General features: G+C 35.9%; 14 protein-coding genes. 2 read left to right on the plus strand and 12 right to left on the minus strand.

The window, feature by feature from the left end:
• Positions 1-45 precede the first annotated feature (45 nt).
• The 3 genes from QWT87_RS16030 to QWT87_RS16040 are packed head-to-tail and all read right to left on the minus strand — an operon-like array spanning position 46 to position 2507.
• Positions 46-600, minus strand: a complete 555-nt coding sequence (locus QWT87_RS16030) for a 3'-5' exonuclease (protein WP_302717163.1) — start codon at positions 598-600, stop codon at positions 46-48.
• 29 nt (positions 601-629) lie between these two features.
• Positions 630-1616, minus strand: a complete 987-nt coding sequence (locus QWT87_RS16035) for a glycosyltransferase family 2 protein (protein WP_302717165.1) — start codon at positions 1614-1616, stop codon at positions 630-632.
• Positions 1617-1622: 6 nt separating this feature from the next.
• Positions 1623-2507: a lysophospholipid acyltransferase family protein gene (locus QWT87_RS16040; RefSeq protein WP_302717166.1), complete on the minus strand. Its 885-nt coding sequence runs from the start codon at positions 2505-2507 to the stop codon at positions 1623-1625.
• 79 nt (positions 2508-2586) lie between these two features.
• On the opposite strand from QWT87_RS16040, the gene QWT87_RS16045 reads away from it, so the two are divergent.
• Positions 2587-3165 carry a thioredoxin family protein gene (locus tag QWT87_RS16045; protein ID WP_302717168.1) on the plus strand — a complete coding sequence of 193 codons (579 nt, stop codon included), beginning with the start codon at positions 2587-2589 and terminating at the stop codon, positions 3163-3165.
• Between the two features lie 32 nt (positions 3166-3197).
• Here the strand turns inward: QWT87_RS16045 and QWT87_RS16050 are convergent, their stop codons facing one another.
• The 3 genes from QWT87_RS16050 to QWT87_RS16060 all read right to left on the minus strand — a co-directional run bounded on the left by QWT87_RS16050 (position 3198) and on the right by QWT87_RS16060 (position 7292).
• The gene (locus QWT87_RS16050; protein ID WP_302717170.1) at positions 3198-4760 is read right to left on the minus strand and encodes an MFS transporter; all 1563 of its coding nucleotides are present in this window, start codon (positions 4758-4760) and stop codon (positions 3198-3200) included.
• 200 nt (positions 4761-4960) lie between these two features.
• Positions 4961-6007, minus strand: coding sequence for an HlyD family secretion protein (locus tag QWT87_RS16055; protein WP_302717172.1), 1047 nt, complete (start codon positions 6005-6007; stop codon positions 4961-4963).
• 4 nt (positions 6008-6011) lie between these two features.
• A complete protein-coding gene (locus QWT87_RS16060) occupies positions 6012-7292 on the minus strand; it encodes a TolC family protein (protein ID WP_302717174.1) in 1281 nt (426 codons plus the stop codon).
• 194 nt (positions 7293-7486) lie between these two features.
• Here QWT87_RS16060 and QWT87_RS16065 point away from each other — a divergent pair, with 194 nt between their 5' ends.
• Entirely contained in the window at positions 7487-8290 is an 804-nt protein-coding gene (locus tag QWT87_RS16065; protein ID WP_302717175.1) for a helix-turn-helix domain-containing protein, read from the plus strand.
• Positions 8291-9009: 719 nt separating this feature from the next.
• On the opposite strand, the gene rplI is transcribed toward QWT87_RS16065, so the two are convergent.
• The 6 genes from rplI to QWT87_RS16095 form a co-directional block, all read right to left on the minus strand.
• Positions 9010-9519, minus strand: a complete 510-nt coding sequence (rplI, locus tag QWT87_RS16070; protein ID WP_214589900.1) for a 50S ribosomal protein L9 — start codon at positions 9517-9519, stop codon at positions 9010-9012.
• A gap of 132 nt (positions 9520-9651) precedes the next feature.
• Positions 9652-9954 carry a 30S ribosomal protein S18 gene (rpsR, locus tag QWT87_RS16075; RefSeq protein WP_002979091.1) on the minus strand — a complete coding sequence of 101 codons (303 nt, stop codon included), beginning with the start codon at positions 9952-9954 and terminating at the stop codon, positions 9652-9654.
• 30 nt (positions 9955-9984) lie between these two features.
• Positions 9985-10326: a 30S ribosomal protein S6 gene (gene rpsF, locus QWT87_RS16080; RefSeq protein WP_029293501.1), complete on the minus strand. Its 342-nt coding sequence runs from the start codon at positions 10324-10326 to the stop codon at positions 9985-9987.
• Positions 10327-10497: 171 nt separating this feature from the next.
• Positions 10498-11856 carry a chloride channel protein gene (locus QWT87_RS16085; protein ID WP_302717209.1) on the minus strand — a complete coding sequence of 453 codons (1359 nt, stop codon included), beginning with the start codon at positions 11854-11856 and terminating at the stop codon, positions 10498-10500.
• A 40-nt stretch (positions 11857-11896) separates the two neighbouring features.
• The gene (locus QWT87_RS16090; protein ID WP_302717211.1) at positions 11897-12520 is read right to left on the minus strand and encodes a hypothetical protein; all 624 of its coding nucleotides are present in this window, start codon (positions 12518-12520) and stop codon (positions 11897-11899) included.
• Positions 12521-12573: 53 nt separating this feature from the next.
• Positions 12574-14001 carry a beta-lactamase family protein gene (locus QWT87_RS16095; protein ID WP_302717213.1) on the minus strand — a complete coding sequence of 476 codons (1428 nt, stop codon included), beginning with the start codon at positions 13999-14001 and terminating at the stop codon, positions 12574-12576.
• Between the last annotated feature and the right edge of the window lie 130 nt (positions 14002-14131).

Genomic DNA, 14131 nt, shown 5'->3' on the forward strand with positions numbered 1-14131 from the left:
ATTCTGGAATTTGGCTGTTTCAATTCGAAGGAATAGCAAAAAAAATTAAAGTTTTTTTATTTTTAATTTCATCAGATCATTCACTTCTTCATTGCTTGTGAGAAACAGTTTTTCAAAAGCCAGTAAAGATATTTTAGCGCAAACCTCTGCATCGTCACCTGCTCTGTGATGGTTAAAACTGATCTGGTGGTATTCAGCAAGATGTTTTAATCCATATCTCGGAAGATAATTCCATGATTTTTTGGCTAACTGAATACTGCAGAGATAATTGAGTTTCGGCGTGAACATTCCATAATGATTCAGGCATCCGCGAAGCACACCTGCGTCAAATCCTGCATTATGGGCAATCATTAACGTTCCGTACATCATTTCCTCTACTTCATACCAGATTTCATCGAAAGTAGGAGAATCTTTCACATCATCCGGAAGAATACCGTGAACATCCACATTAAACGGGCTGAAATAAGGAAAACTTGGTGGTTTGATGAGCCATGTTTTGGTCTCAATTATTTTTGAATCCTGCACAACACAGATTCCAAGCTCACACGCGGAATTTCGCTCGTGAGTTGCCGTTTCAAAATCTATTGCACAGAAATCCATAAATAAAGTTTATTGTTTTGAGTAAGGGATTAAATTTTCTTTTTATCCCCTAAAAAATGTTTGAAAACAAGCCATTTGGCTTGGTAATAATCTGTTTTCTGATGTTTCTGACGGCGTTTTAAAGTGCCGGGAATCTGCGCATAAAATCCAAAATGCCCTCTTAAAACTGCCCAAAAATGGGAAATTCCATTTTTATAAGCAAAATAAAATGAGGCAGCTCCGTCAAGGCACAATCTGAAAAAAATCAGCCAGATTAATTTTGGAAAAGGAAGATTCTTTAATAACATCGAAAAATTATTTCGAATGTTTAAATAGGTTTTCTGTGCACTCTGCTTGTTCAAAGTTCCTCCGCCAACGTGATATACCTTAGATTTTCCGGTATAAAAAATCTTTTTTCCGGAATTGATCAGTCTCCAGCAAAGATCAATTTCTTCCTGATGCGCAAAAAAACGTTCATCAAAACCTTTCTTCTCCCAAAAATCTTTGCTTCGAATAAATAAACAGCACCCGGAAGCCCAGAAAATTTCCGTTTCATCATCATATTGCCCTTTATCTTCTTCCAGATCATCAAAAATTCTTCCTCTGCAATACGGATAACCTAAATTATCAATTAATCCGCCTCCTGCACCGGCAAATTCGAAGTAGTTTTTATTGTTGTAGGAAAGGATTTTAGGCTGAACTGCTGCAATGGAAGAATCTTTTTCAAAGAGTTCCAAAACAGGATCGATCCAGTTTTCGGTAACCTCCACATCGGAATTCAGAAGGCAGTACAATTCATTTTTAATTTCTTTTAAACCTTCATTGTAGCCTCCTGCAAAGCCGTAATTTTTATTGTTTTCAATAATCTGTACCGAAGGAAAATTCTTTTGAAGAAAATCGACAGAATCATCGGTGGAAAGATTATCAACCACATAAATATCAGCATTTTGAGAAAAATGAACAACATTGGGAAGAAATTTTTCCAGCCAGCTTTTTCCGTTCCAGTTTAAAATGGCGACTGCTAATTTTTTGGACATGAGAAATTAAATTTTTTCTGAATCAAAAGTTTTTATAGAATCCTGATATTTCCATTTTCTGTGGGACCATAAGTAATTATCGGGTCTTTTATTCAAGGTGTTTTCCAATAATTTATGGAATTTTTTCACCACTTCATTTTCCACAAATTTTTCTCCGTCCGGATAAATTCTGTGATAATTAACCTGATAATAACCGCGTTTTACCTTCTTCATTTCACAGTAAATGAACGCCAGATCCATTCTTGTTGCCAATTTATCATAACCGATGAAAACCGGAGTTCTCTGGTTTAAAAATTCCAAACCGTAATTAACGTGGGAAAAATGGGGAGTCTGGTCTGCCACAAACATATAAGCAGAACTGCCTTTGCTTTTGGATCTGAAAATGTGCATGATAACTTCATTCGCTTCCAGTGCTTCATTCCCGAATTTATTGCGGACTTTTTTCATCTGGTTTTCCCAGAAATCACTGTTCACTTTTCTGTAAACAGGATGACAGTGATCCTGCGGAATTACTTTTGCCAGTGCATTGATCCATTCCCAGTTAAAAACATGTCCGGCAAGCATAATCACATTTTTGCCTTCCGCTTTTGCCTCATGAAAAACCTCCTGATTGATGTGCTGCATTCTTACCCGCGATTCTGTTTCGGAAATACTGAAGGATTTTACCGTTTCTACAAGATAATCGGAAAAGTTGAGATAGAATTTCTTCCGGATCTCTGCAATTTCTTTCTCCGATTTTTTTGGAAAAGATTTTCTCAGGTTTTGAGTAATGACGTTTTTTCTGTATCCTACAATATAATAATTCAGAAAGAACATGATGTCTGAAAATACATACAAAACTTTCAGCGGAAGTTTGGAGATCAGATATAATATTTTGATAAGGAAATTCATAAAACATGCAAATTTACGCATAATAAAATTATGGTTCTGTTTTTGCTTACAAATAGTATTATTTTTTTATTTTTAACGTATGAAAAAATTATCATTAATCGCATTTATGGGGTTAAGCTCTATCGCTTTCTCCCAGAATACCAATACCGTAAGACAGGAAGTTAAAACTGTTTCAGAAGAAAAATCGTTATTGGTAAAGACAGATCATGCTGAACTGGATGCCAAGAAAAAAGCAGCAGAAGAGAAGGCAAAGCTTCCCAAACCTTATGATCCGAAAGCAGATGCAGAAAAAGATATACAGAATCTGATTGCAAAAGCGAAAAAGGAGAAGAAAAACATCATGATTCAGGCAGGAGGAAACTGGTGCATCTGGTGTTTAAGATTCAATCAGTATGTACAGACCACTCCGGAACTGAAAAAATTAGTGGACGACAATTATCTATATTACCACCTGAATTATTCTCCGGAAAACAAAAACGAAAAGATATTTGCGAAATACGGCGATCCGGGAACGAAATTCGGATATCCTGTTTTCATCGTTCTGGATCAGAATGGCAAAATGATCCACGTTCAGCAGAGCGACGTTTTAGAGGAAGGAAAAGGATACAGCCTTGAAAAAGTAAAAGAGTTTTTCAACGTCTGGTCTCCAAAATCATAGTCATAACCGGGAATTTCTTCCGGTTTTTTTATTTAAATAATATTCCTTACCACAATTTTCACCGGATGATACAGTAAAATAATTACTGCGGTAATTAAAGCCAGCCAGAACAATCCTGTAAAAATCTCCATATTGGAAAGCAGAATTGCCTGTGAATTTATTTTTGACTTAAAGATTCCGGCAGTGACAGACAAAGAGTCATTAACCGGAAGTTTCGAAATGCTATTTCCAAAAATCTGGTTCCATTGCGACGCGAAAATCGGGTTTGTGCTCACAAATCCTGAACTTAAAGAATCGGAATGTTTTAACGTTAAAAATAGCATCAGATTCTGCATCAACGCATAACCGATTGCTGTGGTCCAGAATCTTATGGCGGTTCCTACTGCGGTTGCATTGGAAACATACTGTTCCGGCATTCCTGCAATTAAGAAGAACACAAGCGGAGTAAAAAGCAAGCCTTGTCCGACTCCCTGAAGAAACAAGGGCGGACAAATCGTCTGAAGCGTTGTATCCGGATAAAAAGTATAGGTAAACCATGCGCTGTCTATGGCTAAAATTAAAAATCCGGTAAAAAATACAAGCCTTGAAGAAGCACCTTTCGTGATGCATAATGCGGACAGAAAAACGCCCAGAAGACTTCCTGCAACGTTCCAGTACTGAACTTCCACGATATAATCCCACTGCCATTTCCAGACAACAGCCATCACGCTGTATACATTGTTGATGGAAGCTCTGAGAATATAAAAGATAAAGAAAAGAATAACGCCAACAATTACATTTTTCGAGCTGAAAACTTCAAAATGAAAAAACGGGCGCGGCTGATTTCTCTGTTTCAGCATAAATAATCCTCCAAAAGTCAGGAACAGTAAAAAACAGAATACAATACGATCAGATTCAAACCACATCAGTCTTTTTCCGTAGATCAGCGCGTAACCTCCTGCCTGAAGACATCCCCAAAGCAAAAACCAGCTTGCAATATCAAGCTGATACAAAGGTTTTTTCGGGAAAAATCTGTTTTTATTGAAAATAGCAAAAGCCATTACCAGAACGAAAACGTGAAAATAGACCATCATTAAAATCATGTGGCGGAAATCGTAGTTTTCAATGCTTGATTTCAGCAAAGAAGTAGTTAATGTTCCGCCTGTAAGAATAATGGTGTACATAAAAAGGTAGGCAATTTCTTTGGCGTGTTTTGTCTTTAATTCAGCCACAATAAGCGGGAGAAATATAGCGCCTTCCAAAACTCCGAAAATTCCTTCCAGAAAACGGATGACAAGAATTATATGATAATCATGCGTAACGGAAAGTCCGTAAAGAATGAGAACGGAAGCGGAAGACATCAGCAAAGTATAATATTTTACGCTGAAATATGCCATAAAACGCTGTATCACCAAAAGCGTGACCACAAATGTTCCGTACATCAGGATCATGAGATACTGAATGTCGTCCGAATCTGCATCCATAAAAGACGCGGTAAATGCACTGTTGGAATGCAGAAGCGACAGCAGCATCAGATGCGGAAAAAGCGCGAGAATAAGAAGCGGAAGTTTCAGCCACTGCGGAACCCATCGATGATAAACTGAATTGTGATGCATGATTAATTGAATAAAAAAAATAAAAAATTGCGAAAAGACAGAAAATTGTAAAAAAAGATAAGATGGCAAAATTGTATTCTGCCTTTTCGCTAAAAAATAATTGATTGGTTAATTAAAAATCCGAGAAAAATGAAAACACTAAAAAACTCAAACCCTCTCACTCTCACTCTCAAACCTTCAAACCCTGAAACGCGCAAACTCTAAATCTTCCTCGCACTCACCAGAACATTCATTCCGGAAAGCAATTTTTCATTGTTTTGATTTTTATTGAGAATGATTTTTACCGGAAATCGCTGCTCTATTTTTACAAAATTTCCTGTTGCATTGTCCGGCTTTATCAAAGAAAACTGGGAGCCTGAAGCTGGAGAAACCGAAACGATTTTTCCTTTAAATTCCACATCAGGATACGCATCTGCGGTGATAGTGACTTCTTTTTGCTGGTCGATTTGTCCCAACTGCGTTTCTTTATAATTGGCAATGATCCATTTTTCTTTGCTTACGATCTGAACCAAAGCCTGACCTTCTTTGATCAACTGTCCTTCCTGAATGGTTTTCTTTCCTACCCAACCGTCGTAGGGCGCGGTAACAAAAGTATAAGAAAGAAAAAGCTTCGCATTGTTAAGATTGGCAGAACTTTGCTGTACCTGGCTTTTTACCGGAGCGATTTTCGTTTTTTGCTCACTAACGCCTGCTTTTACCGCGTTTTTTTGCTGTTCTAAAGCTGATAGATTCGCTTTTGCTTGTTCGTACAAAGCTTTTGCATTTTCAAACTGCTGATCGGTTGCAGCATCTTCATCCACTAAATTTTTATAACGTTTAAAATCCTGTTCGGTTTTCCAGATGTCGATTTTGGCAGAAGTAATTTTAGCATCAATAATTTTAGTGTCACTTTCTTTCGTATTCACTCCGCTTTCGATGGTGTTGATATTATCTGAATTGGCATGGAGACCGGCTTCCGCTATTTTTACCTGATTGATAAACTCGCGGTTGTCAATGATAAGTAAAGTGTCGCCTTTATGCACAAACTGGTTTTCATTGAATTTTATTGTTTTTATAAACCCCGAAACTTTGCTGGAAACCGGTGTAATGTACTGTTCGATCTGCGCATCGTTGGTTGTTACATTTTTTCTCGAAAAAAGATAGAAGCTTAACATTCCTGTTATTCCGCTGATGATAAGAATCCACGCCAAAACGCTGATGATTTTATTGATTCTTTTTTCCTTTTGTGTTAATTGTTTCTTCGCCATAGTTTTATAAATTTCCAATCGTGTACTGGAGTTGATAATATTTAAGTTGTCGGTTAATTTTTACGGAAATAAGGTTGGACTGTGCTTCCAGATAGGCATTGTCGGCATCAATGAGTTCGGTAATTAAACTTAGCTTATTCGCATATTTGGTCTTTACGATCCTGTAATTTTCTTTTGCCTGATTAATGGCTTCTTCTGCGATTTTTACCTTTTCTTCCGTTTCTTCAAATTTTTTGAAAGCTTCATACACTTCATGCCGGATATTTTCTTCGTTTTCTTCGATCTGCAATTGGGCAAGAGTTATATTTTCTTTTGCTTCCTGCATTTTGTATTTGTTTTTATACAGATTTTCGATGGGGTAGGTAAGATGGATACCGATCATTCCCAAACGGTACGCATAAGGTTCGGGCGGAAAAAACATCATGTTGGGATATTTTAAAAAGTACTCTCCACCTGCGGTAATTTTCGGTAAATAATTCGCTTTGGCAATTTTTTGATCCAGTTCTTTCAGAGTGAGATTTTTATTGGCAATTTCCACAGATTCGTTTTTATGTAAAGCGGTTTCCGTTAATTCATTGATGTAAGGGATTTCTGCATTCTCAGAAATTAAATCTTCCGTTTCTGCGTGCATTTCCTGATTTTCCGGAAGCGAAAGCATCGTTTTCAGCTTGTGTTCTGCAATCTGAATATCGTTATCCAGCTCTGTCCGGCTCATTTTATGGTTAGAGAGTTGTAAAGAGGTTCTCAGAACTTCGTTTACCGTAACCACGCCGTTTGCTTTCAGGGCTTTCACTTGTTTGATGTTCACGGAATCTTCTTTCATTTTATCATTAATTAAACGCTGCTGTTCTTTTAAATGATGAATCTGGAGAAAAGTGGTGATAATTTCCATCTTTAGTTGTCTCTCATTCAGATGGGTTTTAAGAGATGAAATTTCGGTATCAATGGCGGCTTTTTTTTCGGTATTTTTAATTTTTCCGCCCATATAAACAGGAATGGAAGCCGAAAGCGTAAAATCGTACATTCCATTGATGATGTTGTACTTTGTTGCTTTTGCAAACACGCCGTCTTCATGCTGAAAAAGATTGGTGACCTGATTGTAGCTTGTGTGAAATTCTACATCGGGAAGCTTTTCCATTTTCAGATCTTTCTCTCTGGTTTCGGACATTTCATCTTTTAAATGGCTGATTTTTATTTTTTTGTTTTGAATTAATCCGATCTCTATTGCTTTTTGCAGATTAAGGTGTTGATAATCGGTTATCTGTGCCTGTAATAAATTACTCATAAGTAATAGGCACAACGCAAACCACTGATATCTGTTTGCGTATGATATCATTTTCATAAATATAGTTAAGATTTTTTGCTGAATTGTTTTTGACTTTGCAAATTTACGCGGTACAGCTTCCGACATGATTTGTGAAAACAGAAAAAGATTTGTTCATTTGCGCCATATTAAAATTTTCTTTTTATCTTTATTGAATGAACGAAAGTCATTTTAAAGCAGTAGAAGAAGCAGATTCGGAATTTTACGTTTATCATGTGCTTACCGGAAAGGTGAAAACCGAAATCCATTATCACAGTTCGGCTCAGTTGGTCTATGCAGAAGGTGGAATTGTGCATATTTTCACCGATCTGAAACACTGGTATTTACCGGCAAGATGTTTTATGTGGATTCCTGCCGGAACACCGCATTACATTTTTTCTACCAGTCCGAAAGTGGATCTGTATAATTTTTATTTTAAAAAAGAAGACAACGAAAATGGCTTTTTTGATGAAATCAATATTTATTCGGTAAGTCATCTTCTTCGGGAGATGATTTTGTATACCAAAGACTGGGATGGGAAAATCACAAAGAATGACGAATTAAAATATGATTTTCTTAAAGCGTTAAAAGGGATTTTACCTGAAAAAAGGGATAAGAAACTTGCATTTCCGGTTCAGCATCCTTTTCCGAATGACGAAATGCTTCTGAAGGTCGCACAATACATTCATGCAAATCTGGAAAAGCCTTTAAGCATAGAATCTACGGCTAAAGAATTCGGGATGAGTACAAGAACGCTTTCCCGAAAGTTTAAGGAAATTCTGGGCATGAATTACGTCCGTTTTTTACGTGCGCTGAGAATTACCCGCTCTCTGGAACTGATGCTGGAAGGGAAGTATAATATGTATGAAATCGCGATGATGGTAGGCTACAACAGTTTGTCGTCTTTCAGTAATATTTTTAAAAAGGTGATTGGGGTTGCTCCGACGGATTATCTACAGAAGCTGAAAGGTGAGGAGTGATTTTGGGTTATAGAGTTTGAGAGTTGTAGGGTTTGAGAGTTTGAGAGTGGGAGGTTTTTGTGTTTTTTCTAAATACTAATGATACAAGTTTTTTTTATGGAAACATTAATTAACCTCAGCTCGGGATAAGAAATAAATTTAAATAATTGATTTATAGAATTATATTAATTTATCGCAAAGAAAAACAAAGGATTTTTTTTACTTATTGAAAGTTTGTAAGCTAAACAAAGGCACTTCGTTTATTTAAAAAAGACAAAATGGTATTACTTTGATAAGTTTTACGCATTTGTATATCTTAAAAGCAGAATTCCTTATAATTGAATCTCTTTGTTTAACCTTGCGTTTAAGAAGATTTATCCCGAACTTAGGATAATTAAATTTATGCTTCATTCTTTATTTTCGGAGAAGTAAGTGTTGTGAAAACGTATCAGTATTTATTGATGACGGGAATTTTAGCCCCGATTGTAATGAAAATCCTTTTTTGCAAAAAAAGATTGTAATGAAAAGCGGGAAATAGCTCCTGAAAAACATAGAGATATTCTGTTGGAGGATAGATTTCTCCTTCGTCGAAATGACAAATCTGCTGATGTAATGATAAATTGTTGTGAAAGATTGCTTCGTCGCTTCAGAACTACGTTCTCAGACCTTCAGTCTGTCGCAAGGCACAAAAAAACCACTTCGGTTGAAGTGGTTTATATGTTGAGAAAATCTCGTCTTGATTAAGCTTCTTCAGAAGATGCTTCTTCTTTTTTAGCAGGAGCTGCTTTTGGAGCTTCAACCGGAGCATCAGATACAACATCGAATTCGTAGTTGTACTCAACGTTTCTGTGAAGTCTAACAAGAGCTGAGAATTTACCTGTTCTCTTGATTGTGTTTCCAGGAATTTTGATGTATTTTTTGTCTACAGATACACCTGCTTTTCCTAAAGCTTCAGCAAGATCCGCATTGTTGATAGAACCGAATAATTTATCACCAGTACCTACTTTTGCAGGGATTGTAATAGAAGTTTTCTTTAATTGCTCAACTACAGCAGTTGCAGCAGCAACCAATTTCGCTTCTTCTTCTTTTCTAGCCTCCAAAGTAGCTTCTAAAGCTGCGATGTTTTTAGGAGTAGCTAATAAAGCGTACCCTTGAGGAATTAAGAAGTTTCTTGCATAACCAGGCTTTACGCTTACTGTGTCGAATTCAAGACCTAAGTTTTCTACGTCTTTTTTTAGAATAATGTTCATTGTTGTTGTCCGTTTTAGAGTTTGGAGTTCCGGATTTTATGTTCCGGTTTACTCTTCACATCGTTAGAATTTATAAATTAATTCAGCAACAAAAAGCCAAAAGCGAGAAGCTAATGGCTAATTGCAATTTTTTTATTTCAATAAGTCAGCTACGTATGGTAGTAACGCCAAGTGTCTTGCTCTTTTGATTGCAGCAGAAACTTTTCTTTGGTATTTTAAAGAAGTTCCTGTGTATCTTCTTGGTAAGATTTTACCTTGCTCGTTTACGAACTGTAATAAGAAATCAGCATCTTTGTAATCTACGTGCTTAATTCCGTATTTTTTGAATCTACAATATTTCTTTTCAGATTTTGTATTGATATCAAGCGGAGTAAGGAATTTTACTTCAGATTCTCCTCCAGCTGAGGCTTGTTTAGCCATTTCGTCTATTGCCATTGTCTTGTCTTTTAAAAATAGGGTTAATAATTAAGCTTTAGCTGCTTTTACTTTTGCTCTTCTAGTTACAGCATAGTCAACAGCGTGTTTGTCTAGTTTTGTAGTAAGGTAACGGATTACTCTCTCGTCACGCTTGAATGCCAATTCTAAATCAGCAACTACAGAACCTTCACCTTTAAACTCGATTAAAGTGTAAAATCCGTTCTTTTTCAATTGGATCGGGTAAGCTAATTTTTTTAATCCCCAGTTTTCTTTAGCAACGATTTCGCAGTTCTTTTCTTTAATAAGATCTTCGAATTTTTTCACTGCTTCCTCCACCTGTGCATCAGATAGAACGGGAGTTAAAATGAAAACAGTTTCGTAATTGTTCATAATGTTAAAAAATTTGTTAATTATTTCGAGGTGCAAAAGTAGAGAATATATTTGTAATATGCAATACGAAAGCGAATGTTTCTGAAAAATTGTTGGTGGTGAATTGTTATCAGTTCATGGTTTTTGATTGTTGTTTTTTATAAATGAACTTTAAACCCAAAACCCTGACCTTTAGATACGATCGTCTTTTCTGATCTCCGTTAAAAAATTCACTTTGATGACATCGTATAAAGAATGTCGGCTTACCAAAATGGAGGCAATGGAAGAGACCATTCCCGCTAACATGAGATGAAATATCAGAGAATGTCGGTCTGTCATTTCCAGAACAATGATTGCTGATGTAAAGGGAGCTCTGGTAATTCCGGTTAAAAAAGCAACCATTCCTGCCAAAACAACAACATTGGTTTCATTCGGGCTTAAATGAATGAATCCTGAAATTACAGAACCAATACTTGCTCCGGCTGTTAAAGCAGGGGCAAAAATTCCTCCTGCGCCGCCGGAAGTGAAGGAAAGGGCAGGACCCAACATTCTTAAAACCGGAACGTACCAGTCTTCATGTTTTTCTGAAGTAAAAAGAACGCGTTCCATGATTTCTTTTCCGGAGCCTAATATTTCTCTGTTGATGAAAAAGGCTATAGAAGCGATGATCAGAGCGCAGAAAATTAAAAATGCTACGTTCGCACGGTCTGTTTTAAGTTTTCTTTTCTTCCAGTCATTCATTTTCAGCATAGTTACGGAGAGCTGACTGGCTAAAATTCCGGCAGTTCCGCCTACTAAAATGATGGGAAACATGACCATTAAAGAAACGTCGTTTGTTTTTGGATATCCCAAATACAGGTAAGAACCTGCCAAAGTCTGAGCCGTTAAACCCGCAATGATAACTGCGGTAAACAGAGCGGTTTTAAAGTAATTGATATGGGTTTTGGAAAGTTCTTCCACGGCGAAAACAATTCCGCCCAAAGGTGTGTTGAAAGCCGCTGCAAGTCCCGCTGCCGCACCCGTCATGATCATGTTTTTCTTTGAAATTTTCGGCCACCATTCGGGAAGGTATTCGTTTACTTTTCTGAAAACAGAACCTGCAATCTGAATCGTAGGACCTTCACGACCGACTGCACCGCCTCCGATAACCAAAACCAAAGAAGAAAGAATTTTAAAAACAATAATTTTTAAGCTTAGTAAACTTCGGATCTTTTTATGTTCTTTCGGGTTGGCTAATTCTACGGCTGCCATCACCTGCGGAATTCCGCTTCCTTTTGCATTCGGGGCAAATTCTTTTACGAGCCACCACGAGACAACAAAACCAATCGGGGCAATTATGAAGATCATCCACGAATGCCAATCCAGAATAAAATGCAGGAGATTTTCGCCCCATGCAAAAATCTTTGCATACATCACCGCCACAAAACCCGTAATCACAGAACCGATCCAGAATGGAATTGCCTGAAGCAGATTGTACTTCAGTTGTTCGTTTCGGATGTTATCGAAAGATTTTTTAAGAGATCTCCGGATGATGACTATTACTTTCAGCATTTAATTGTTGGTAGCAAGATTGATGATAAAAATAAGGAATTTATATTTCTTCTAAAAATTTTGCTGCCCATAAAGCGTTTTGTACAGAAAGTTCTTTAGGCAAGGCGAAGCTTAATAAGTCGTTTTTAATTTCCAGCTTAAAATCTTCATCAGGAAATGATTTTATAACTTCTTTTCTTCCGGAGTTTAAAAAGGATTGGGTTTTAAAAGGATCGCTTCCCAAAACATAAAAATCTTTAAAATCACGGTCTTTAAAATTACCAGTAAAGCTGCTGAATATTCCTGCAATTTTATCTGCCCATTTCTTCCTGCTGACTGAAATAAATCCAAAATCATCGCTTAATTTTTTCATTCCCCAGATTTGCAGACTGTCGTACGAAGTTGTTGTGCGTGCTCCTTTTGCGTTGGTTCCTATTTTGCTGACGATAAAGAGATAAAAAGAATTCTGTCTGTTGTTATCCGTAATGAAATAGCCTATTTTGGGAGCAAAAAGCGGTATTCCTTCACCGGAATTAAATTCATGAAAAGGGGAGTCTTTGATTTCAATAACGGCGATATCGTAGAGTTCAAAAAGTTTGTCATAAACCTCAAAAATCAGATTTTCTTCTTCTTTTGAAAAATCGAAAAGTTTTTTAACATTGAGTTTTCTGAAATCCAGTTCCACGGTGAAAAGTTTTTTTTAGTTTAGACAAACTGAGAATTAAAGTTAAATGTTAATTATTTTTTCATTAAATCTTGTATTTTGTTGACCATATTTTCTGCGTTGGTATTTTTTGGGTTTAATGCTAAAGATTTTTTATAATTTTCTAATGCTAAAGTATAGTTTTTAATTGAAAAATAACCTTCTCCCAAACTGTCAAAAGCATTCGCCGACTGAGGATTTTCTTTAGCATTTAACGCAAAAACTTTTACTGCCTCATTAAATCTGGAATTTCTCATTAAAATATAACCGATATTATTCAATGTGTCTTCAAAATTCCATTTTGAATGTTTTGCTTTAATGGAATAATAATTTTTTTCAGCATTTGGATTGTTTGGCTTAGCAAATTCATTAATAATTGATTCTTCTGCTAACAGAAAATTATCGGTTAAATTGTTATCCACGATGGATGCAATATGATTTATGATGTGATTTTGTTCTGGAAAAAAGTTATAACCGTTTGACATCATGATTATTGCCATATTATTTTGTGGATAAAATCTGAAAGCGCTTATATTTCCTCCAGAAAAGCCGTAAGACGAAATATTATTCACTTTATTGATTTCCCAGCCGTATGCAAAGACATCTTTTTTATTTCCATATTCAAATGGTTGCCACATCATGTCTTTTGTTTTTTGATTCAGAAAATCGTTTTTACTTAAATGGCTGCTCCATTTCAAAAATGCAGGTAAAGTTATAGCTATTCCGTTTCCGGGATATGCTTTTTTTCCTTCAACATCTTTAGATTTTACATATTTTTTAGTCTCCGAATCGAAATTATATTTTATAACACGGTTCGGAATTTTTTCAAGAGCATTTGACGAATAAACAACCTGATTTTTTACATCAGAAAATTGATTATTTAAAATAAAATCTTCAAAAGATTGTCCGGTAATTTTTTCAATAATCATAGAAAGAAGCATATAATTCGTTTGATTATATCTGAATTCGTTCCCTGTTGTAAAATCCATTTTCTCTTTGCTCAATCGTTCAATAGTTTTAGAACCTGAATATTCTGGCAGAATATCACTGAAAGCAATAAAATCCGGTATTCCGGAAGAATGAGCCAAGAGATTTTTTACCTTCACATTTTGCCATTCCTGTGGTAGATTTTCAACGTATTTTGAAACATTGTCTTCTAGAGAAAGTTTTCCCTGTTCAATCAGTTGAAAAATGCCAACGTCAGTCATTAATTTTGAAGTAGAATATATCCTGAACATTGAAGTTGGACTTACTTTTTTAGCGTCTTCCAAATTTTCCGTACCGTAATATTGCTCAAAAATTACTTTACTATCTTTTACAACACCAATTGCTAAACCGGGAATTTGATTTGCTTTAATGGCTTCTTTCACGTAATTATCAATTAATGTAAACTGATTGGTTTGCTGCGAAAAAGAGACGGCAGAAATATTTAAGACAAAAGTTGCCAGAAGAATTTGTTTCATATTTTGAGAATATAGGTTCTTGCTTTTATTTTAAGACAGTTAAAAAAAGCATTCTATTACATGGTTTGTCAGGATTTGGTATAAAATGCTACAAAGTTTTTCAAACAAAAAACCTCCGAAAAAAAATCGA

The organism is Chryseobacterium urinae (assembly GCF_030518295.1).
Lineage (GTDB): Bacteria > Bacteroidota > Bacteroidia > Flavobacteriales > Weeksellaceae > Chryseobacterium > Chryseobacterium mucoviscidosis.

Excerpts from the sequence above, each read along its gene's own strand:
- QWT87_RS16030 (WP_302717163.1), bottom strand. The coding sequence starts at position 600 with ATGGATTTCTGTGCAATAGATTTTGAAACGGCAACTCACGAGCGAAAT.
- QWT87_RS16035 (WP_302717165.1), bottom strand. The coding sequence starts at position 1,616 with ATGTCCAAAAAATTAGCAGTCGCCATTTTAAACTGGAACGGAAAAAGC.
- QWT87_RS16040 (WP_302717166.1), bottom strand. The coding sequence starts at position 2,507 with ATGAATTTCCTTATCAAAATATTATATCTGATCTCCAAACTTCCGCTG.
- QWT87_RS16045 (WP_302717168.1), top strand. The coding sequence starts at position 2,587 with ATGAAAAAATTATCATTAATCGCATTTATGGGGTTAAGCTCTATCGCT.
- QWT87_RS16050 (WP_302717170.1), bottom strand. The coding sequence starts at position 4,760 with ATGCATCACAATTCAGTTTATCATCGATGGGTTCCGCAGTGGCTGAAA.
- QWT87_RS16055 (WP_302717172.1), bottom strand. The coding sequence starts at position 6,007 with ATGGCGAAGAAACAATTAACACAAAAGGAAAAAAGAATCAATAAAATC.
- QWT87_RS16060 (WP_302717174.1), bottom strand. The coding sequence starts at position 7,292 with ATGAGTAATTTATTACAGGCACAGATAACCGATTATCAACACCTTAAT.
- QWT87_RS16065 (WP_302717175.1), top strand. The coding sequence starts at position 7,487 with ATGAACGAAAGTCATTTTAAAGCAGTAGAAGAAGCAGATTCGGAATTT.
- rplI (WP_214589900.1), bottom strand. The coding sequence starts at position 9,519 with ATGAACATTATTCTAAAAAAAGACGTAGAAAACTTAGGTCTTGAATTC.
- rpsR (WP_002979091.1), bottom strand. The coding sequence starts at position 9,954 with ATGGCAATAGACGAAATGGCTAAACAAGCCTCAGCTGGAGGAGAATCT.
- rpsF (WP_029293501.1), bottom strand. The coding sequence starts at position 10,326 with ATGAACAATTACGAAACTGTTTTCATTTTAACTCCCGTTCTATCTGAT.
- QWT87_RS16085 (WP_302717209.1), bottom strand. The coding sequence starts at position 11,856 with ATGCTGAAAGTAATAGTCATCATCCGGAGATCTCTTAAAAAATCTTTC.
- QWT87_RS16095 (WP_302717213.1), bottom strand. The coding sequence starts at position 14,001 with ATGAAACAAATTCTTCTGGCAACTTTTGTCTTAAATATTTCTGCCGTC.